Genomic DNA, 18,043 nt, shown 5'->3' on the forward strand with positions numbered 1-18,043 from the left:
CCGGCCTGTCGCTCCGCGCAATCCCGCATAGAATGGTTTTGGTTTCGACCCTATAGCGGAGCGGAAAATTTTGAATCGTCTCAATATCAAACGGCGGCGTGTCATCCAGCTTGCGGCAGCATTGGCGGCCGGTTCGACTTCTTTCACCCAGCACGTCTTTGCGGCATCCGAATCGGCGCCTGGAACCGGGGAGGGCGCCACGCCACCGGATGTGACCGCTCAACTGGCACGCTATATCGTGCGATCGCGCGACCAAGCGCTACCCGCGGAAGTCGCCACTGCCTGCAAGAACCATATTCTCGATACGCTAGGGGCGATGGTCTCGGGCTCCCGGATGCGTCCGGGCGAAATGGCGACACGGTATGTCCGCAGCTTGGGCGGCACGCCGCAAGCGTCTGTCGTCGGGACGACGTTTCGCACCACGTGCGTCAACGCCGCGTTGGCGAATGCCATGTGCGCCCATTCCGACGAGACCGACGATTTCGAACCCGTCACCAAGGCCCATCCCGGTAGTTCGGTGATCCCGGCAGCGCTCGCCTTGGGGGAGTCCAGCCACTGTAGCGGTGAGTCCTTTATCCGAAGCGTGGCGCTAGGCTACGACACCGCATGTCGTTTGTTGATGGCCTTGGGTCCCGATCTGGTTCGTGCCTCGCATCGCAGTGCCGAGGGCACGGCATCGACGTTTGGCGCCGTTGGCGCGGGGGCCGCGCTCGGCGGACTCGACGAGCGAGGAACGCGTTTCGCCCTGTCCTATGCAGCGCAACAGGAATCCGGTCTCTGGAGTTGGGTCAAGGACAAGGACCATATCGAGAAGGCATTCGATTTCGCCGGGATGGGTGCGCGCAATGGCGTACAAGCGGTGACCATGGTCCAGTCGGGGATGACGGGCGTCGATGATGTCCTCGACGGCACGCACAATCTCCTGATCGCGCTGTCCAGCAGGCCGAATCCGCAGGCAATGCTCGACGGCTTGGGCACGCACTTCTATGTCAGCGATACGGCGATTAAGACCTATTCCGTCGGCTATCCGATCCAGTCGCCGCTGGACGCGTTTCTCGCGCTCCGCGCGCAGTACGGACTTACACCGGAACAAGTACGTCAGATCGCCGTACATGTTCCGAGCGACGCGGTCGGCATCGTCGGCGATAGCGCCATGCCGGATGTCAATTGCGCGCACATGGTGGCGGTTGCCTTGATCAAGGGCAAAGTATCGTTCGAAGACAGTCACGACGTCTCGCTGATGCATGATGCGAAATACGTCGCGATCGCGCAGAAAGTGACGGTCACGGCGGACAAGGCGCTCGACGATCCGGCGGCACCACGCGGCGCGCGCGTCGACGTGACGTTGAACGACGGTCGAACCGTCACGCACACGACGCGATTCCCGCCGGGGACCAAAGAAAACCCGCTGACCGTGGAACGCGTCAACGACAAGGTGCGCGACTTGATGGCGCCGGTGCTCGGCCAGGCCAAGACCGATCGGATTATCGCGACGGTCAATCACCTGGAATCGTTACACGATATCCGCACGTTGACGACGTTGCTGTCGGCCTGACGCGGAATCTGATAAATTCGGTTTCGCGATCCATGCATCTGACTTCGTGAACGTTTATTCCAAAAAAGGAAAAGCTTGTGAAATTCGTCAATAACGCGCGTTACATCAAGGATACGGACAAAATCAACAGCGTCCGCCCCGCCCACCGGGAATATCTGGCAAAGATCTTCGCCGAAGGCAAGCTGCTCTTGGCGGGTCCCTACGTCGATGGCTCCGGCGCGACGATCGTCTACGAAGCGGACAGCATCGACGCGGCGCATGAACTGGCGAAAGGCGATCCCTTCTTCTACGAAGGCGTATTCGAACATTATGAACTGAAAGAATGGAAGGCCGTTTTCGTCAGTAAGGCGATCGAGGCGCAGTGACTATGGCGCTCCGTAATGGTCGCCGGGCGCGCCCGCGGTCTCCCCGTTGCGCGTAAGAAATGCGCATACGACTTCGGTGACGTCGGCCGTCGTTGCCTGGCCGCTTTAGTCGCGTCGGCGAAGCGTGTCCGCTTCGGATCGATATTGCCCGTGGGTGCGATGCCCAGGCTAGCGGCCAACATCATTGCGCCATTCTGGCGCCATACGCTTTACTTGGACTCGTCCAACGCGTGCGCGGCAGTGGTGGCGATCAGATCGTCGTTCGGCGCCGTCGCGGTGCTTACGCCCACGGCGCCGACCACCTGGCCATTGACAACGATCGGCTCGCCACCACTCATCATATTCAGTCCAGCAGTCATGATCGCCTGGCGCCCTCCGGCGATGGTGTTTTCATAATTCTTGCTGGGTGCGCGAAATAGAGCTGCCGTCCGCGCCTTCCCCGGGGCGACCAGAGTACTGGCAATCGTCGCGCCATCCATCCGTTCGGTGATCAGCATATTGCCGCCGTCATCGACCACGGCGATCACGCCAGGCGTGCCGCGACGCGTGGCATCGCGTTCTGCCGCATCGACCACGATACGTGCCGCCGCCAACGTCAAGATGGGCTTGGTAGGTAAGTTCAGCGTTTCGGCATGTCCAGAGGTCGACACCAACGACGTGGAGGTCGCAGCACAAAGAAGGGAAGCGAGCAGCAAGCGTGTCATGTAAAGCCTTGTATGTATGGGAAGTAGAAGCGGCGCAACGGAAAGCGGCAGCGGAGGGCCAGTAACTAGGATAGCGGCAAAGCCTTAACGACATCCTGCAAGATCTTCGCCAGCGCTTCCGGATCGCCCAAACGTGCGGAGGGCCCCGAGACGGATAAAGCGCCGCGAATGTGCTTTCCGCTCATCACCGGCACCGCCACGCAGGTGAGGCCATCGATCAGTTCTTCTGCATCCAGCGCGTATCCTTGCTCGCGGATTCGCGCAAGCGCCTCTTCCAGCTTTTCTTTTTCGACGATGGTTTGCCGCGTGAACCGTTCCAGTCCTTGATCGCAGATGCGAGAAAGGAAGGCCGCGTCCGTCCCGGCCAACAACACCTTCCCTGCGCCTGACGCATGCAGCGGACCGCGCCAGCCTATCTCGGAAAACATCCGAATGGGATGCGGAGAATCTACTTTCGCCAGGTACACGACGCGATCCCCATCGAGCGCGGCGAAGTGCGCCGTCTCGCCTGTTTTGTCTACGAGGCGATGCAATAGCGGCGTCATGCGCGCAGCCAGCGCGGCCCCTGCGCCGGCACCCACACCATGAAAAAGGCCGGCAAGCCGGAAACTGAGCCGGTAGGTCTTGTCTTCCTGAATGACCCATTCGCGCTGCGCCAGCGTTTTGAGCAAGCGATAGACCGTCGCACGCGGTAGATCAAGCGATTGCGCCATCTGGCTGACGCCCAGTCCATTTTCTGAGACAGCCAGTAATTCGACGAGACGGATCGCGTGCTCCACGCTATTGACGGTTGTAATTTCACCCATGACGCTGCTCCTGAACGATAGGCGATGGCAAATATGCCCCTTGTTCCGGATCGAGCAAGCGGGTAGTATGTTCGATATTGATACTAACATGTTCACTACTGATACACAAGTTGGATGCGCCAACCGTGTCAAACGTGGAAATGTCGAAACCGATGCTGATTCGAGGTGAGGGCGCGTCGACCCAAAGCCCGTAACGAGGATTGTGATAAATGGTCACAAAAGAAGATATCCGCGCTGCCGCGCAGCGTATCGCGCCCTATATCCGAACCACGCCCGTCCTGCCGCTGGAGGCCGATTGGTTCGACATTCCCGGCGATACCTTCCTGAAGCTAGAATCCCTTCAGGTCACCGGTTCCTTCAAGCCGCGCGGTGCATTCAATCGTCTTCTCCGCGGCCCGATTCCCGCCGCAGGCGTCATCGCGGCCTCGGGCGGCAATCACGGTATCGCCGTGGCGTATGCCGCGCAAAAACTCGGTGCCCGCGCGGAGATTTATGTGCCGGACCTTGCTACCGCGCTGAAGCGCAAAATGTTGGCCGATCTTGGTGCGGAGGTGGTGGTAGCGGGACATAACTATGTCGAGGCCCTTGCCGCAAGCGAAGCGCGCTCCGCCGAAACGGGCGCGCTGCAGGTGCATGCGTTCGACGACGCGTCGACAGTGGCCGGGCAGGGCACCATCGCGGTCGAACTCGAAGCGCAATTACCGAACGTCGATACCTTACTGGTCTCGGTGGGCGGCGGCGGGTTTATCGGCGGAATTGCAGCCTGGTTTTCCGATCGGGTGAAAATCGTTGCCGTCGAACCCGAGCAATGCCCGACGTTCAACCGCGCCTTGCAAGCGCGTACGCCGGTCGACGTCGCGACGAGCGGGATCGCGGCGGACTCGCTAGGATGCAGACGTGTCGGTAATGTGCCATTCTCAGTGCTATTGTCGGCCGTCCACAACAGCGTGCTGGTATCGGATGAACAGATTCGCACTGCGCAAACGGTATTATGGGAAAAGCTCCGAATCGTTTCGGAGCCGGGCGGGGCAACGGCACTGGCGGCATTGATTTCAGGCGCGTATGTCCGGTCTCCCGGTGAACGCGTCGCCGTCGTCATCTGTGGCGGCAACGCGGATCCGGCGTCATTTGCACAATGAGCCTGGCGATCGCGGCATGGGTGGACACAACACAAATGATCCGCTATATCACCACTCGCCGAGCCGTTCGTTTCGGCACACAACGCCTCCTATTTTGAGAAAGTCTGCGGGACCAGCAAGGAGCAAGCAACGTGTCTTCGACTCACACTCCCGGTCACGACGACCACGAAGCGCATGACCATGACCATGCTCACGAACACGAGCACAGTGCCCTTGAGGAAGTGGATATCCGCGTGCGCGCGCTGGAATCACTGCTGATTGAAAAAGGGTATGTCGATCGACAAACCTTGGACGTGTTGGTGGATACCTATGAAACACGCGTCGGGCCGCGTAATGGTGCGCATGTCGTCGCAAAATTCTGGACCGATGCAGCGTTTCGCGATTGGGCCAGAAGAGATGCGACTGCAGCCATCCATTCACTCGGTTTCTCCGGTCGCCAAGGCGAGCACATGGCCGTCGTCGAGAATACCGATACCGTGCATAACCTCGTCGTGTGCACCTTGTGTTCATGCTATCCCTGGCCCGTTTTAGGTTTGCCGCCGGCCTGGTACAAAGCGCCGGCGTATCGGGCCAAAGCGGTGATCGACCCGCGTGGCGTGCTTGCAGATTTTGGCGTTACGTTGCCGCCCGACGTGCGTATTCGCATATGGGATTCAACCGCGGAAGCGCGCTATCTGGTCATTCCGTCCCGACCCGCCGGTACCGAGGGTTGGGATGAAACGCGATTGGCGGCCCTGGTCAGTCGGGACTCCATGATCGGAACGGCCCTCGTGCAGTTGCCGCTCGATACGGAGAGCGTCGCATGAACGGCGCACAGGACCTCGGCGGGATGATGGGTTTCGGAGCGGTGAAACCCGAGGCCGAATTACCGGTTTTCCATGCAGACTGGGAAAAGAAAGCGTTTGCCTTGACGCTGGCAATGGGCGGCCTTGGGCGCTGGAGCATCGATGAAGCCCGCCATGCGAGGGAAACGCTCCATCCTGTCGACTATCTACAATCTCCCTATTACGACATTTGGCTCAAAGCCTTGACCAAGCTCATGCTGCAAGAGGGTTTGGTGACGGAAGCGGAGATAGCGGCCGGCGCGAGTATCGACCCACGTTTGCCGATCGTCGCAGTATCGCCCGAGCGCATCGTGAAGATGCTGGCAACGGGCACACCCTATGATCGCCCGCCTAGCAAAGCAGCCGATTTCAAAGTGGGTGATACGGTGCTGACGCGCAATGATCATCCTCTGGGGCACACCCGTTTGCCGCGGTATGCACGCGCCCGGCGCGGTGTGATCGAACGCGTCATCGGTTTCTTTGTCTTCCCGGACGCCGCCGCGGCGAAGGAAGGCGACAGTCCGCAGTGGCTTTACACGGTGACGCTCACTGGAAGCGAGCTATGGGGCGCGGCGGCCGATCCGTCGTCTACCGTTTCCATCGACGCTTGGGAGTCTTATCTTGAAAAACACTGAGCAATCCAAGCATGCCTTACGTGACCTGCTCGCAAGCGATGACCACGCGGACGCCGTGTTCGCGGAGCCTTGGCAGGCACAGGTATTTTCAATGGCGGTGAGTTTGAGTGAAGCCGGCTATTTCAGCTGGCCGGAATGGGTGGCGCGTTTTGCCTGTGAGCCGGAAGAGCAGGGCAAAGCGTATTTCGAACGGTGGCTCGCCGCGCTCGAAGGCATCGTCAATGAGAGAAATCTTGTAACAGGAACGGAGTTGGCGAGTCGTCAAGAAGCATGGCGACGGGCCGCCTTAGCAACCCCGCATGGTCATCCCATCGATGTGGAACCGCATCTTCTCGCGGATGGACAATAGGCCGAGGCCTTTAGCACACAGGCGCGACTCGGGCCGTTGTTTCGCTCGGATACATCGAAAGAAAGTCTTGCGCGCGTCATGCAACGAAAGACGTCGGCCTGATGTCATATCGCGATCGCGCTACACGATGGCGCAACACAAAGGCAGAGAAAACCGCACACAAATACAATTTAACATAACACAAATTATCCACCAAAAAATTTGTTAGCGTTCAATAGTAATGTCGTGCTTGCGATCAATTGAAATGTCGCACTGAGCTCGTTTTGGGCGCAAGCTAAGCGTCCACCGACCTTAGTTGCGAGCGCGCCATGGATAACTCTGGATCTATTACCATGAGCATGCGCGAACTTGGACGAATCAAGATCATCCAAGCCGTCATAGACGGCTTGTTGATGCCATGGCGAGCGGCTGAGCAACTCAAGCTCAGCGTGCGCCAGGTGGAACGTCTGTGTCGACGTTATCGCGATGAAGGTCCGGCGGGTTTAATCTCTCGCAAGCGTGCCCACGCGAGTAATCATCAATTGCCACCGGGCCTGGCGGAACGTGTTTTGGGTTTGGTTGCCAAACGCTATCTTGACTTCGGCCCGACCTTCGCTTGTGAGAAGCTACGCGAGGCGCACGGCTTTGATCTGTCGGTGGCTACCGTTCGTCGGTTAATGACTGCTGCCGGCTTCTGGGTTCCTCGCAAGCTCCGTCCACCGAAGATTCATCAGCCGCGCAATCGACGCGCGTGTGTGGGCGAGTTAATCCAAATTGATGGCAGCGATCATCGGTGGTTTGAGGAACGCGCGGCGTCGTGCGTATTACTCGTATTTATCGATGATGCGACAAGCCGATTGATGACCTTGCACTTCACGCAGACAGAGTCGACGTTTAGCTATTTCGAGGCGTTGCGCCAATACCTGGACAACCATGGCAAACCGATGGCGCTGTACAGTGATAAATTTTCGGTGTTTCGCATCAATGGCAATAGCAATGAGGAAAAGAGCTTTGGCAAAGGCATAACGCAGTTTGGTCGTGCTTGCTTCGAGCTTAATATCGACACATGGTGCGCGAATAGTAGCCAGGCAAAAGGCCGAGTAGAACGCGCAAACTTGACCTTGCAGGATCGATTGGTCAAGGAACTCAGGTTGCGAGAAATCAGCACAAAGGAGGCAGCCAACGCGTATGCGCCCTCCTTCATCGCAGACTATAACCGACGATTCGGCAAGCCGCCCAAAAGTGATCACGACGCACATCGTTCGGTGCGAAACGATGAAATATTGTCATCGATTTTGACGGTGCGCGTATTGCGCAAAGTGACGCAAACACTGACTGTGCAGTACGATCGCGTGATGTATTTATTGGAAGACACGCCAGCGAATCGGACGCTGATTCATACCTACATTGATGTTTTTGAATTCCCGGATGGCGAGGTCGAAATACAGTCCCATGGACGCCCTCTTACGCACACGCGTTACGACCGTTTATCGAACGTCGATCAGGGAGCCATTGTGGAGAACAAACGGCTTGGACATGTGCTGCAAATCGCTCAGACCCTGCAAGCGCAGCGTGATAATCGACGCATCATTGCATCACCATCAAGGACGCATCGAGGTGAGCTAGTAAACCCAAAGCACACTTTGCCGGGCCTGAAGAAACAACGGGAGATCAACCGTGACGACTTCAATAAGGCGATCGAAAACGTTGCGCAGAGCAAGGAAAGTCAAACAAAAGTTGCTGAGCAAATCGTCTTAAAGTCGATGAAAAGAGCAACAACGAAACCGACGATAAAACACTGAAGTACGACATTTCAACTTATTTCTAGGTACGACATTTCAACTTAACTTTGACAAAAACTGTAAAGGCTTTTTAGTAATGTCTGGTTTGGGGGTGCGGCGGACATTTGAACTTGGCTTTGACAAGCCTGTTCGCACCGTCTTTCGGCGTGGGATACTATGCTGCGTGCTCGTTCGGCAAGGTCGATCCGAATCACGGTCTGCGGCGCATCTGGCCTTACATGGGCGCCTTGGCGGCGGGATTATCGATCGTCGCCATCGTACCCTGGATTTCGACGGGTTTGCTGCCGAAGCGGTGAACGGATAACACAAAGGACTATGCGCATTCCACCGTTAAAAGCGATCATGGCTTTCGAATGTATCGCTCGCACGAAGAGCGTCAACCGGGCCGCTGAAGAAATGGGCTTGACGGCATCGGCCGTCAGCCACCAGCTGAGCAATCTCGAATCGATCATCGGACAGCCGCTGTTTCAGCGCACCGGCCGCGGCCTGATTCTGACGCTCACTGGCGAGCGATATCTGTCGGACGTCAGCGGATCGCTGGCGGACTTGAGCCGCGCCACCGAACGCGCATCGCGTCGCGACGAAGTCGACATCCTGCGCGTGCACTCCAGCCCGACGTTCGGCCTGATGTGGCTGGTTCCGCGTCTCACGTCGTTCCAGGAAATCAACGGCGACATCCAACTCAATCTCGCCTGCTCTTACGAAAATGTGTCTTTCACGAATGGGATGTATGACATCGATATTCGCCATGGTTATGGCGAGTGGAGCAACGTCGACGTAAAAACGATCCGCGGTGAAACCATCGCGCCTCTCGCCTCGCCCGCCTATCTCGCGCGTCATCCTGTGACGAACCCCGAGGATCTGCTGACACATCGTCTGATCAATTCTGAGACGCCACTCGTGCAGTGGCGCCAATGGTTCGGACGGGTCGGCGTCTCGGCAGCGCAGAAGACATTCGATTTTTCCTTCGATCGCTCCTACCTTTCCATCGAAACGGCAGCGCTCGGGCTCGGCATCGCACTGGAAAGCCTGATGGTCGCCTCTTCCAAGATCGCGGAAGGTTTGCTCGTGCCCGTTTTCGATACCCGCTACGCGGTGGAAGTGGGCGCCCATCATCTGGTATACCCGAGTCCAAACGCCGAACTGTCGCGGGTCTCGAGGTTTCTATCGTGGATCGATCGGGAGCTGGAGAAAAGCCGCGCGAACGCACTAGGGTAAGCCCGAACTTCTGAAAATTTATCAGCCACGCCTGAAAGAAACGCGGTTGATTCGCCCTTCCGACACAGCGACACTGCCCATACCAAAAACACTCATGGAGGCGGCATCATGTTGCTCGACAATCAGGTGGTCGTTATCACCGGAGCAGCGTCGGCACGCGGCATCGGCAAGGCGACAGCAAAGGCCATGGCGGCGCAGGGCGCACGCATCGCCATCCTCGATCTGAACCAGCAGGACGCCGAGCGTGCCGCCCTCGATCTCGGCGATGGGCATTATGGGATGGCATGCGATGTCACCGATCAGGCGGCATGCTTCACCGCGGCCAACGCCGTAATCGATCGTTATGGGCGCATCGACGTACTCGTCAACAATGCCGGCATCACGCAACCGATCAAGACGATGGAGATTGCACGAGAAAACTTTGACGCAGTCGTCGGCGTGAGTCTGCTCGGCACGCTTTATATGTCACAAGCGGTTATCCCGCAGATGAAGCGACAACAGCATGGCAGTATCGTCTGCATGTCGTCGGTCTCCGCCCAGCGCGGTGGCGGCATTTTCGGCGGCCCACATTACAGTGCAGCGAAGGCAGGTGTCCTTGGCCTTGCCAAAGCGATGGCGCGCGAATTGGGCCCCGATCATATCCGCGTCAATAGCATCACGCCGGGCCTGATTCAAACGGATATCACCGGCGGCAAACTGACACCGGAAATGCGCGCGGACATCGTCAAGGGCATTCCGCTCGGACGCCTCGGCGAAGCGAACGACATCGCCAATGCCTGCCTGTTTCTCGCAAGCGACCTGTCGACCTATCTGACAGGCATCACACTCGACGTCAACGGCGGCATGCTTATTCATTAAGGTCGGATGTCGCGAGAAACCAAGACGACAACACGATTGGGCGTAACGGAAACAAGCGACACTCGACGCCCGATTCGATGACCCGGAAAAAAATGACGCGCTTTGCGCCATGCTCGGCGCGTCGGCAGGAGACAGCCATGCGATCAAAAATCACGGCGCCGCCGTTCGGCGCCGAAGCGCCCATCCATTGCGATGCGATGGCGTTCGAAGCCAAGACTTACCGCAAGGTGGCGCGCAGACTCATCCCATTTTTGATGCTGTGCTATCTCGGCGCGTACCTCGACCGCGTCAATGTCGGGTTTGCCAAGCTGCAGATGCTGAGCGACCTGAAATTTTCCGAAACCGTGTATGGCATGGGTGCCGGGATCTTTTTTCTCGGTTACTTCCTGTTCGAGGTTCCCAGCAATCTGATTCTGCATAAGGTAGGCGCACGTAACTGGCTTGCTCGGATCATGCTGACCTGGGCAGTCCTGTCGGCGAGCTTCGTCTTTGTGAAGTCCCCTATCGTTTTTTATGCACTGCGCTTCCTACTTGGCGTTGCCGAAGCCGGCTTCGCGCCGGGCATCATTCTCTATCTGACATATTGGTTTCCGGCCGCCCGACGTGCGAAAGCCCTGTCACTGTTCTTTATGGCGATTCCGCTCGCGGGCATCATCGGCGGCCCGCTGTCGGGTGCGATCATGCACACCCTCCATCAGGCGCATGGCCTGGCTGGCTGGAAATGGCTTTTCATGCTCGAAGCGATCCCCTCACTGGTGCTCGGGATCGCAATCGTGCTGTATCTCGATAACGGTATCACTAGTGCGAAATGGCTCGACGACGAGGAAAAGACCTTTCTCGCGCGCAATGTCGAAAAGGATCGCACACAGACGACGGAGCATGCCTCGATCCGGCAATTCGCCGCAGACCGACGACTGTGGCTAATGGCGACAATCTACTTCTGCGTGGTGCTGGGACAGTATGGGTTGACGTTCTGGCTGCCTACGATCGTGCGACGCACAGGTGTAATGGACCCGCTCTGGGTCGGCATCCTAACCGCAATTCCCTACCTCTGCGCGATCGTCGCCTTGCCCCTCGTGGGTGGGAGTGCCGACCGCATGAAGGAACGCCGGCTGCACCTGGCAATACCGATGTTTATATCGGCGGTCGGTTTCGCAAGCCTACCCTTATTGAGCAGCGTCGGCGCATCGATTGCTTTTCTAAGCATTGCCGCTGCCGGCATCCTGTCGTCCTCGTCGCTGTTCTGGGCATTGCCCACCGCCCTGCTTGGTGGCGTATCTGCGGCAGCCGGGATCGCCGCCGTCAATTGCATCGCTAACTTAGCCGGTTTCTTTTCTCCCGCTATCGTGGGTTGGCTCAACGACGTGACCGGAAATCCGACGGCGGGCCTCGTTTTCATCGCTGCCGCCGTCGTGATCGGCGCGGTCCTGGTGTTTTTTGTGCCCGCCAAGTCGGTCAATCGTTAAGCCCGGTTTTTTTGGAGATAGTTTTATGAGCACGCCCGTCATCGAAGATCTGACGCTTGCCGAACGCGCTTATCGCATCCGGCGCAATGCCCTGCTGATGGGAGAGGTCCAAGGTCAAGGCTATATCGGCCAAGCGCTCGACATTGCCGACGTCCTAGCGGTCGCGTATTTCGGTGCGATGCGCTACCGACCCGCCGATCCCGACTGGGAGGGCCGCGATCGTTTCCTTTTATCCAATGGCCATTATGCGATCGCGCTGTACGCCGCCTTATTCGAAGCCGGTGTCCTCCCGCCGGAGGAGCTCGAAACCTATGGCAGCGATGACAGTCGGCTGCCGATGTCCGGCATGGCCAGTTATACGCCCGGCATGGAGATGTCCGGCGGCTCGCTCGGACAAGGGCTGACGATTGCAGTCGGTCGCTGTCTCGGCCTCAAGCGGAAAGGATCCCGGTCTTTCGTGTACACGCTTTTCTCGGACGGCGAACTCGACGAAGGCGCGATCTGGGAAGGATTGATGTCGGCGGCGCATTGGAAACTCGACAATCTGATCGCGATCATCGACGTCAATAATCAGCAGGCGGACGGGCCGTCGACGCAGATCATGGCTTTTGAACCCTTGCTACCCAAACTCGAAGCCTTTGGCTGGCACGTGCAACGGATAGACGGCAACGACATCGACGCGGTGCAGGAGGCATTCGACAACGCACGCAGCACGAAAGAGGCCAAGCCGCGCATCATTATTTGCGACACAAAGATGGGGTGTGGCGTCCCTTTCTTGGAAGCGCGGGAAAAGAACCACTTTATTCGCGTCGAGGCAGACGAGTGGCAGCTTGCCTTGGACGCACTCGATGAAACGTACGCGGGGAGCAAAGCATGAGTTCGATCATGGAAAAAAAACCACGCCTGAAAACCTCGGCGATGATCGCCTCGATCGCCGGTGACGGGCAGGCGACACGTTCCGCGCCGTTCGGTCATGCGCTGGTGGAGCTTGCCAGAAAGACGTCCGATGTCATCGGGATGACGGCGGACCTGGGAAAATACACCGATCTGCATATTTTTGCCAAAGCGTTTCCCGATCGTTTCTACCAGATGGGGATGGCAGAGCAATTACTAATGGGGGCCGCGGCGGGACTGGCGCATGAAGGCGCACAACCGTTCGTCACGACCTACGCGGTTTTTGCGACGCGACGCGCTTATGACTTCATTCACCAGGCGATTGCCGAGGACCATCTCGACGTAAAAATCGTCTGCGCGCTGCCGGGGCTGACCACCGGCTATGGGCCAAGCCACCAGGCTGCGGAGGATCTGGCCATGATGCGCGCAATGCCGAACATGACGGTCATCGATCCATGCGATGCGCTCGACATTGCGCAAATGGTGCCCGCCATTGCCGCGCACAAGGGGCCTGTCTACGCGCGGCTGCTGCGCGGCAACGTCCCCGCCGTATTGGACGAATACGACTACCAGTTCGAGTTGGGCAAGGCCAAATTATTGCGAGACGGCGCGGACGTACTGGTGATCGCCTCAGGCATCATGACGATGCGGGCGTTGGAAACGGCGAAGGCGCTCGAAGCGGACAATGTCGGCGTCGCCGTATTGCATGTTCCGACGATCAAGCCTCTCGATACAGAAAAGATCATCCGCGAAGCGAAGCGCGGCGGCAGGATCGTCGTGGTTGCGGAGAACCACACTGTAATCGGCGGCCTGGGAGAAGGCGTGGCGATGGCCCTGCTGACAGCCGGCGTGTCCTGTGTCTATAAACAGATAGCGCTTCCAGACGCCTTTCTCGATGCAGGGGCGTTGCCGACCCTGCATGATCGCTATGGCATCTCGACGAAGGCGATGGTCGATTCGATCAAGCACTGGCTGGGGCGCTGATCCGCCTCGATCAATACACCATCGCCTCGCCGACCGGACGATGTTTGAAACGACGGTGAACCCAATAATATTGATCAGGCAGCCGCGACACCTGCGTTTCCAGAAAGCGATTCATGACCGCGGCGTCTTCTGCTTCGTCATTCGACGGATAATTGGCCAGCGGCTCGAAAACCGTCAGTTTGTAGCCCTGAAAATCCGGCAGCACTTCGGTGACGAACGGCACGACTTGCGCCTTGCCCAGCTTCGCCATGCGTGACACCGACGTGAGCGTACAAGCCGGTACGCCGAAAAACGGTGCGAATACGGATCCTTGCACGCCATGGTCCATATCGGCTGCCAGCATCACCGGCACGCCACGCTTCAGCATCCGCAGACTGTCTTTGGCGCTGACGCTGCGCTCGATCATCTTTGCACCGAATCGCCCACGCTTTTGCCGCGCCAATTCGCACATCTCCTTATCGGACATATGCGTGTAAAGCGAGGCCACGGGAAATTTCGTCGAGTAATAGATGCAGCCCGCCTCGATGCCGACGAAGTGAAACCCCATGAAAATAGTCGGCGTGTCGGCGATAGTCGCCAGATCGATGCGACTTTCCACTTGCATCAGCCGATCGAGCTTGGCGGCGCTGCCGAACCACTGCACGCCCCGTTCCAGATAGCTTCGAATCACTTGCTGAAAATGCAGGCTACCCAGGCGATCGCGCTCGAGCAGTGTCTGCGTCGGAAAACAGAGCTGGAGATTGATCAATACGATCCGCTTGCGCCTACTCGGAATGCGGTACAGCAAGGCGCCGAGGAGACAACCAAACTGGCCGACCAAGCGGTAAGGTAAGGCGGCTGTCAGACGGAGCACAAAAACGCTCACGGAAAACCAAAATTGCTTCACAGCGTCTACCCACGTTGTCGACTGCACATACTGTTTTATACGGGTCCACGTACCATAAATGTATGGGAAATTGGACCATTTCGTAACGCGGACACGCTTATCAACGTTCTATCGTATAACGTCAATTCGGCAGAAATATTAAGGGATTCTGATATTTCCCGATATTTCTCCGCCTTTCGCGCGGGAAGATGCCAGAGAAGCGGTATGACAGGCGTTTTGGACGGCTAAATGCCACACCCGCCCCTTCCGCGTCGATGTACGCAGTGTAGGGCTTTGACGGCGTCCGTGGGTCTTGATCTGTTACGTCATGTTTCTAACGCGCGACGGAAACGCGCCGATAGCCGTTCCGCCGCTGACGCCGGCGATACTTATTCGCGATTCTCCGGCCACAAAACGGCCTGCGCGTGCATGCAAGTGTTCGTAGTGGGATTGACGGCGATACTCACCCCGCCAATTGGGTTGGCACCTTTGCTCAACGCATCGTTCACTTTGTCCGTCAGCGCCCTCGCCCCGTCGTCCAGGCACTCGCTACTGAAGGCGCCGCCGGTCGAGACGGCGATGATCTGATAGCGTCCCGTTACTTTGGTATTTCGCTCGGCGGCGGACGCGCCGCTCGACAATATCGCGACCGTGGCAAATGCGGCGATGCATCCGATCGTTTTGGTTTTACCCATCTTGACTCCCATCCTATGCAGGCTGATTGCGCCCTGTGGTGTGATCTTAGCATTGGGGTTGATCTGGTTTGGTTCGGTATCCGTCTGTTAGTTGCATAAAAGAATAAACCACGCCAATTTATGAGATTGCCGTCGCTTTGCGATCTTCTTAGCGTCCCATACTTTTTACTTATCGCCGATGCGGTGGCCCGAGCGCTCGAATTCTCATCCCGAAAACGGTCATGTCATCTCAGAATGCCGTATTTACTGGGCTGTACGCATCGAATGGGCCTGTTGTCCGCCGCTCTCCGCTGCTTCAATTGCGCTTATGTCCATGCGAACATGGTTAACCCTTACTTCCCCTCCTTCGCCTGAATCCCGTAACGTGCGTCACAGAGGATCGGGCTCGGCGCCAGCCAGCCGATCACCGTTGCAGCATCGGGATGACAAACCCTTAGAGATCGCATTTCGGCAAAGGAAACACCATGATCATCGATATCCATGGCCACTATACGACGGCGCCGAAAGCGCTCGAAACGTGGCGCAACCGGCAGATCGCCGGTATCAACAGCCCTTCCGAGATGCCCAAGCCTTCCGAGCTGAAGATCAGCGACGACGAGCTACGCGAGTCGATCGAAACGAATCAACTGCGGATCATGAAGGAACGCGGACTGGATCTGACCATCTTCAGCCCACGCGCGAGCTTCATGGCCCACCACATCGGCGACGTCAACGTCTCCAGCACCTGGGCGGCGATCTGCAACGAGTTGTGCTATCGCGTGAGTCAGTTGTTTCCGGATAACTTCGTGCCCGCCGCAATGCTGCCGCAAAGCCCGGGCGTGGACACGGCCAGTTGTATCGCTGAAATCGACAAGTGCGTGACGCAGTTCGGCAATGTCGCGATCAATCTGAATCCGGACCCGTCCGGCGGTCATTGGACCTCCCCTCCGCTGTCGGATCGCTACTGGTATCCGATCTACGAGAAGATGGTCGAGCACGACATCCCGGCGATGATTCACGTCAGCACCAGTTGCAACCACTGCTTCCACACCACCGGCGCGCACTATCTCAATGCCGACACGACGGCCTTCATGCAATGCCTGACGTCGGACCTGTTCAAGGACTTCCCGTCCTTGAAGTTCGTCATCCCGCATGGCGGCGGCGCCGTTCCCTATCACTGGGGCCGCTTCCGCGGGCTGGCGCAGGAAATGAAAAAGCCTTTGCTGAAGGATCATTTGCTGAAGAACATCTTTTTCGATACCTGCGTCTATCACCAGCCAGGCATCGATTTGCTGACCACCGTCATCCCGACCGACAACATCCTGTTTGCAAGCGAGATGATCGGCGCCGTGCGCGGCATCGATCCGGAAACCGGCCATTACTACGACGATACGAAGCGCTATATCGAGGCATTAAATATCGATGCCGCGACCCGTCACAAGATCTACGAAGGCAATGCGCGTCGCGTCTATCCGCGCCTGAATGCCATTTTGGAAAGCAAGGGGCACTGATATGTATGAACTCGGAGTGGTCTATCGCAACATCGTGCGTACCGATCGCGCAACGGCGGACCAATTGGGCAAGCTCGGCAGCGCCACGGTCCATGAAGCAATGGGCCGCGTCGGCTTGCTGCAGCCCTATATGCGGCCCATCTACCGCGGCGCCAGCGTCTCGGGCACCGCCGTCACGGTGCTGCTGCAGCCGGGCGACAACTGGATGCTGCACGTCGCCGCCGAACAGATTCAGCCCGGTGACCTGGTGATCGCCGCTTGCACGGCGGCGTCGACCGATGGCTTCTTCGGCGATCTGTTGGCCACCAGCTTCCAGGCGCGCGGTGCACGCGGACTGGTCATCGACGGCGGCGTGCGCGACATCGCCACGCTAACCGAGATGGGCTTTCCGGTCTGGAGCAAAGCCGTTTCGTCCAAGGGCACCGTCAAGGCCACATTGGGCTCGGTGAACATCCCCGTGGTGTGCGCCGGCGCCCTTGTCCATCCGGGCGATGTCGTCGTAGCGGACGACGACGGCGTGGTCGTCGTACCGGCCGCCCTCGCGGCATCGGTGCTGGACAAGGCCACGGCACGCGAGGCGAACGAGGAAGAGAAACGTCGTAAGCTCGCCTCGGGCGTACTCGGTCTCGATATGTACAGCATGCGCGAACCGCTCGCCAAAGCCGGACTGCGCTATGTCGACTGAACCGCGACACGGCCGTGCGCTGACAGGCATCTCCTCGATGGCGACGCGCGCACTGTTGTCGGCGGTCACCGCGCAATACGAACGCGAGACGCAGACGACGGTATCGATCGCGTCCATCGGCGGCGTCGATGCGGCAAAGCGCGTCGATGCCGACGAAGCGTTCGATATCGTCGTTCTGGCCTCGGATGCGATCGCCCGTCTTGTCGACGCAAAGAAGATCGTCCCGGACAGCGTTGTCGACGTGGTGCATTCGTCGATCGCTCTGGCCGTCAAGTCAGGGCGCGATGTTCCGCGCATCGCCACGGCCGCGGACGTCCGCAGCGCCGTGCTGCAGGCCCGGAGCGTCGGCTATTCGACGGGCCCCAGCGGCGTCCATATACGCCGCGTGCTGGCAGAGTGGGGGCTGACCGAAGACGACGTCGCGCCCGCGCCGAATCGACCGCGCATCGTGCAAGCACGGCCAGGCATTCCCGTCGGATCGCTGATCGCCGACGGCGAGGTGGACCTCGGCTTCCAGCAGTTGAGCGAGCTTCAGTCTGTCGAAGGCATCACCATCGTCGGCCTGCTGCCCGCCCCGATTCAAGCAGTGACGACGTTCTGCGCCGGGATCGCGACCACGGCGACCGACCGGACATCGGCAAGCGCATTCCTGGCTTTTCTGGCCTCGCCGGCGCTCGCCGAACTGAAGGCGGCACACGGCATGCAGCCGGCCTGAACGCCAGCACTTCGC

Annotated in this window: 20 protein-coding genes; 16 read left to right on the forward strand and 4 right to left on the reverse strand. The window is 58.5% G+C overall.

What is annotated here, in order from left to right:
- Window positions 1-70 precede the first annotated feature (70 nt).
- Window positions 71-1,555, forward strand: a complete 1,485-nt coding sequence (locus tag ABEG21_RS08320) for an MmgE/PrpD family protein (RefSeq protein ID WP_347554201.1) — start codon at window positions 71-73, stop codon at window positions 1,553-1,555.
- Between the two features lie 77 nt (window positions 1,556-1,632).
- Window positions 1,633-1,920 carry a YciI family protein gene (locus ABEG21_RS08325; protein ID WP_347554202.1) on the forward strand — a complete coding sequence of 96 codons (288 nt, stop codon included), beginning with the start codon at window positions 1,633-1,635 and terminating at the stop codon, window positions 1,918-1,920.
- A 209-nt stretch (window positions 1,921-2,129) separates the two neighbouring features.
- Here ABEG21_RS08325 and ABEG21_RS08330 read toward each other — a convergent pair whose 3' ends face one another.
- Window positions 2,130-2,624: a heme-binding protein gene (locus tag ABEG21_RS08330; RefSeq protein ID WP_347554203.1), complete on the reverse strand. Its 495-nt coding sequence runs from the start codon at window positions 2,622-2,624 to the stop codon at window positions 2,130-2,132.
- A 65-nt stretch (window positions 2,625-2,689) separates the two neighbouring features.
- Window positions 2,690-3,430: an IclR family transcriptional regulator gene (locus tag ABEG21_RS08335; RefSeq protein WP_347554204.1), complete on the reverse strand. Its 741-nt coding sequence runs from the start codon at window positions 3,428-3,430 to the stop codon at window positions 2,690-2,692.
- Between the two features lie 209 nt (window positions 3,431-3,639).
- On the opposite strand from ABEG21_RS08335, the gene ABEG21_RS08340 reads away from it, so the two are divergent.
- The 11 genes from ABEG21_RS08340 to ABEG21_RS08390 all read left to right on the forward strand — a co-directional run bounded on the left by ABEG21_RS08340 (window position 3,640) and on the right by ABEG21_RS08390 (window position 13,578).
- Complete coding sequence (locus tag ABEG21_RS08340; protein WP_347554205.1) at window positions 3,640-4,569, forward strand: threonine/serine dehydratase; 930 nt, start codon at window positions 3,640-3,642, stop codon at window positions 4,567-4,569.
- A 131-nt stretch (window positions 4,570-4,700) separates the two neighbouring features.
- The gene (gene nthA, locus ABEG21_RS08345; protein WP_347554206.1) at window positions 4,701-5,375 is read left to right on the forward strand and encodes a nitrile hydratase subunit alpha; all 675 of its coding nucleotides are present in this window, start codon (window positions 4,701-4,703) and stop codon (window positions 5,373-5,375) included.
- Window positions 5,372-6,028: a nitrile hydratase subunit beta gene (gene nthB, locus ABEG21_RS08350; RefSeq protein WP_347554207.1), complete on the forward strand. Its 657-nt coding sequence runs from the start codon at window positions 5,372-5,374 to the stop codon at window positions 6,026-6,028. The genes nthA and nthB overlap by 4 nt, the downstream gene beginning before the upstream one ends.
- Entirely contained in the window at window positions 6,015-6,377 is a 363-nt protein-coding gene (locus ABEG21_RS08355; RefSeq protein WP_347554208.1) for a nitrile hydratase accessory protein, read from the forward strand. Before nthB ends, ABEG21_RS08355 begins: the two co-directional genes overlap by 14 nt.
- A 308-nt stretch (window positions 6,378-6,685) precedes the next feature.
- Complete coding sequence (locus ABEG21_RS08360; RefSeq protein ID WP_347554209.1) at window positions 6,686-8,158, forward strand: ISNCY family transposase; 1,473 nt, start codon at window positions 6,686-6,688, stop codon at window positions 8,156-8,158.
- Between the two features lie 110 nt (window positions 8,159-8,268).
- A complete protein-coding gene (locus ABEG21_RS08365; protein WP_347554210.1) occupies window positions 8,269-8,454 on the forward strand; it encodes a hypothetical protein in 186 nt (61 codons plus the stop codon).
- Between the two features lie 19 nt (window positions 8,455-8,473).
- Window positions 8,474-9,376, forward strand: coding sequence for a LysR substrate-binding domain-containing protein (locus tag ABEG21_RS08370; protein ID WP_347554211.1), 903 nt, complete (start codon window positions 8,474-8,476; stop codon window positions 9,374-9,376).
- Between the two features lie 108 nt (window positions 9,377-9,484).
- Window positions 9,485-10,234, forward strand: a complete 750-nt coding sequence (locus ABEG21_RS08375) for an SDR family NAD(P)-dependent oxidoreductase (protein ID WP_347554213.1) — start codon at window positions 9,485-9,487, stop codon at window positions 10,232-10,234.
- A 137-nt stretch (window positions 10,235-10,371) separates the two neighbouring features.
- Window positions 10,372-11,700: an MFS transporter gene (locus ABEG21_RS08380; RefSeq protein WP_347554214.1), complete on the forward strand. Its 1,329-nt coding sequence runs from the start codon at window positions 10,372-10,374 to the stop codon at window positions 11,698-11,700.
- A 25-nt stretch (window positions 11,701-11,725) separates the two neighbouring features.
- The gene (locus ABEG21_RS08385; RefSeq protein WP_347554215.1) at window positions 11,726-12,577 is read left to right on the forward strand and encodes a transketolase; all 852 of its coding nucleotides are present in this window, start codon (window positions 11,726-11,728) and stop codon (window positions 12,575-12,577) included.
- Window positions 12,574-13,578 (forward strand): transketolase family protein, encoded by a 1,005-nt coding sequence (locus ABEG21_RS08390; protein ID WP_347554216.1) that lies wholly within the window; start codon window positions 12,574-12,576, stop codon window positions 13,576-13,578. Before ABEG21_RS08385 ends, ABEG21_RS08390 begins: the two co-directional genes overlap by 4 nt.
- A gap of 10 nt (window positions 13,579-13,588) precedes the next feature.
- Here the strand turns inward: ABEG21_RS08390 and ABEG21_RS08395 are convergent, their stop codons facing one another.
- Together ABEG21_RS08395 and ABEG21_RS08400 are read right to left on the reverse strand one after the other, a co-directional pair.
- The gene (locus ABEG21_RS08395) at window positions 13,589-14,464 is read right to left on the reverse strand and encodes a lipid A biosynthesis lauroyl acyltransferase (protein WP_347554217.1); all 876 of its coding nucleotides are present in this window, start codon (window positions 14,462-14,464) and stop codon (window positions 13,589-13,591) included.
- Window positions 14,465-14,832: 368 nt separating this feature from the next.
- Window positions 14,833-15,138, reverse strand: coding sequence for a DUF1737 domain-containing protein (locus tag ABEG21_RS08400; protein ID WP_347554218.1), 306 nt, complete (start codon window positions 15,136-15,138; stop codon window positions 14,833-14,835).
- A 464-nt stretch (window positions 15,139-15,602) separates the two neighbouring features.
- On the opposite strand from ABEG21_RS08400, the gene ABEG21_RS08405 reads away from it, so the two are divergent.
- Genes ABEG21_RS08405 through ABEG21_RS08415 form a run of 3 tightly spaced genes read left to right on the forward strand, consistent with a single transcriptional unit; the run spans window position 15,603 to window position 18,028 of the window.
- Entirely contained in the window at window positions 15,603-16,628 is a 1,026-nt protein-coding gene (locus tag ABEG21_RS08405; protein WP_347554219.1) for an amidohydrolase family protein, read from the forward strand.
- A 1-nt stretch (window position 16,629) separates the two neighbouring features.
- Window positions 16,630-17,313 carry a 4-carboxy-4-hydroxy-2-oxoadipate aldolase/oxaloacetate decarboxylase gene (gene ligK, locus ABEG21_RS08410; RefSeq protein WP_347554220.1) on the forward strand — a complete coding sequence of 228 codons (684 nt, stop codon included), beginning with the start codon at window positions 16,630-16,632 and terminating at the stop codon, window positions 17,311-17,313.
- Window positions 17,303-18,028, forward strand: coding sequence for a substrate-binding domain-containing protein (locus ABEG21_RS08415; protein ID WP_347554221.1), 726 nt, complete (start codon window positions 17,303-17,305; stop codon window positions 18,026-18,028). The genes ligK and ABEG21_RS08415 overlap by 11 nt, the downstream gene beginning before the upstream one ends.
- The last annotated feature ends 15 nt before the right edge of the window (window positions 18,029-18,043 follow it).

It is taken from the genome of Robbsia sp. KACC 23696 (assembly GCF_039852015.1).
Classification (GTDB): Bacteria; Pseudomonadota; Gammaproteobacteria; order Burkholderiales; family Burkholderiaceae; genus Robbsia.

Excerpts from the sequence above, each read along its gene's own strand:
- ABEG21_RS08330 (WP_347554203.1), bottom strand. The coding sequence starts at position 2,624 with ATGACACGCTTGCTGCTCGCTTCCCTTCTTTGTGCTGCGACCTCCACG.
- ABEG21_RS08335 (WP_347554204.1), bottom strand. The coding sequence starts at position 3,430 with ATGGGTGAAATTACAACCGTCAATAGCGTGGAGCACGCGATCCGTCTC.
- ABEG21_RS08340 (WP_347554205.1), top strand. The coding sequence starts at position 3,640 with ATGGTCACAAAAGAAGATATCCGCGCTGCCGCGCAGCGTATCGCGCCC.
- nthB (WP_347554207.1), top strand. The coding sequence starts at position 5,372 with ATGAACGGCGCACAGGACCTCGGCGGGATGATGGGTTTCGGAGCGGTG.
- ABEG21_RS08360 (WP_347554209.1), top strand. The coding sequence starts at position 6,686 with ATGGATAACTCTGGATCTATTACCATGAGCATGCGCGAACTTGGACGA.
- ABEG21_RS08370 (WP_347554211.1), top strand. The coding sequence starts at position 8,474 with ATGCGCATTCCACCGTTAAAAGCGATCATGGCTTTCGAATGTATCGCT.
- ABEG21_RS08375 (WP_347554213.1), top strand. The coding sequence starts at position 9,485 with ATGTTGCTCGACAATCAGGTGGTCGTTATCACCGGAGCAGCGTCGGCA.
- ABEG21_RS08380 (WP_347554214.1), top strand. The coding sequence starts at position 10,372 with ATGCGATCAAAAATCACGGCGCCGCCGTTCGGCGCCGAAGCGCCCATC.
- ABEG21_RS08385 (WP_347554215.1), top strand. The coding sequence starts at position 11,726 with ATGAGCACGCCCGTCATCGAAGATCTGACGCTTGCCGAACGCGCTTAT.
- ABEG21_RS08390 (WP_347554216.1), top strand. The coding sequence starts at position 12,574 with ATGAGTTCGATCATGGAAAAAAAACCACGCCTGAAAACCTCGGCGATG.
- ABEG21_RS08400 (WP_347554218.1), bottom strand. The coding sequence starts at position 15,138 with ATGGGTAAAACCAAAACGATCGGATGCATCGCCGCATTTGCCACGGTC.
- ABEG21_RS08405 (WP_347554219.1), top strand. The coding sequence starts at position 15,603 with ATGATCATCGATATCCATGGCCACTATACGACGGCGCCGAAAGCGCTC.
- ligK (WP_347554220.1), top strand. The coding sequence starts at position 16,630 with ATGTATGAACTCGGAGTGGTCTATCGCAACATCGTGCGTACCGATCGC.
- ABEG21_RS08415 (WP_347554221.1), top strand. The coding sequence starts at position 17,303 with ATGTCGACTGAACCGCGACACGGCCGTGCGCTGACAGGCATCTCCTCG.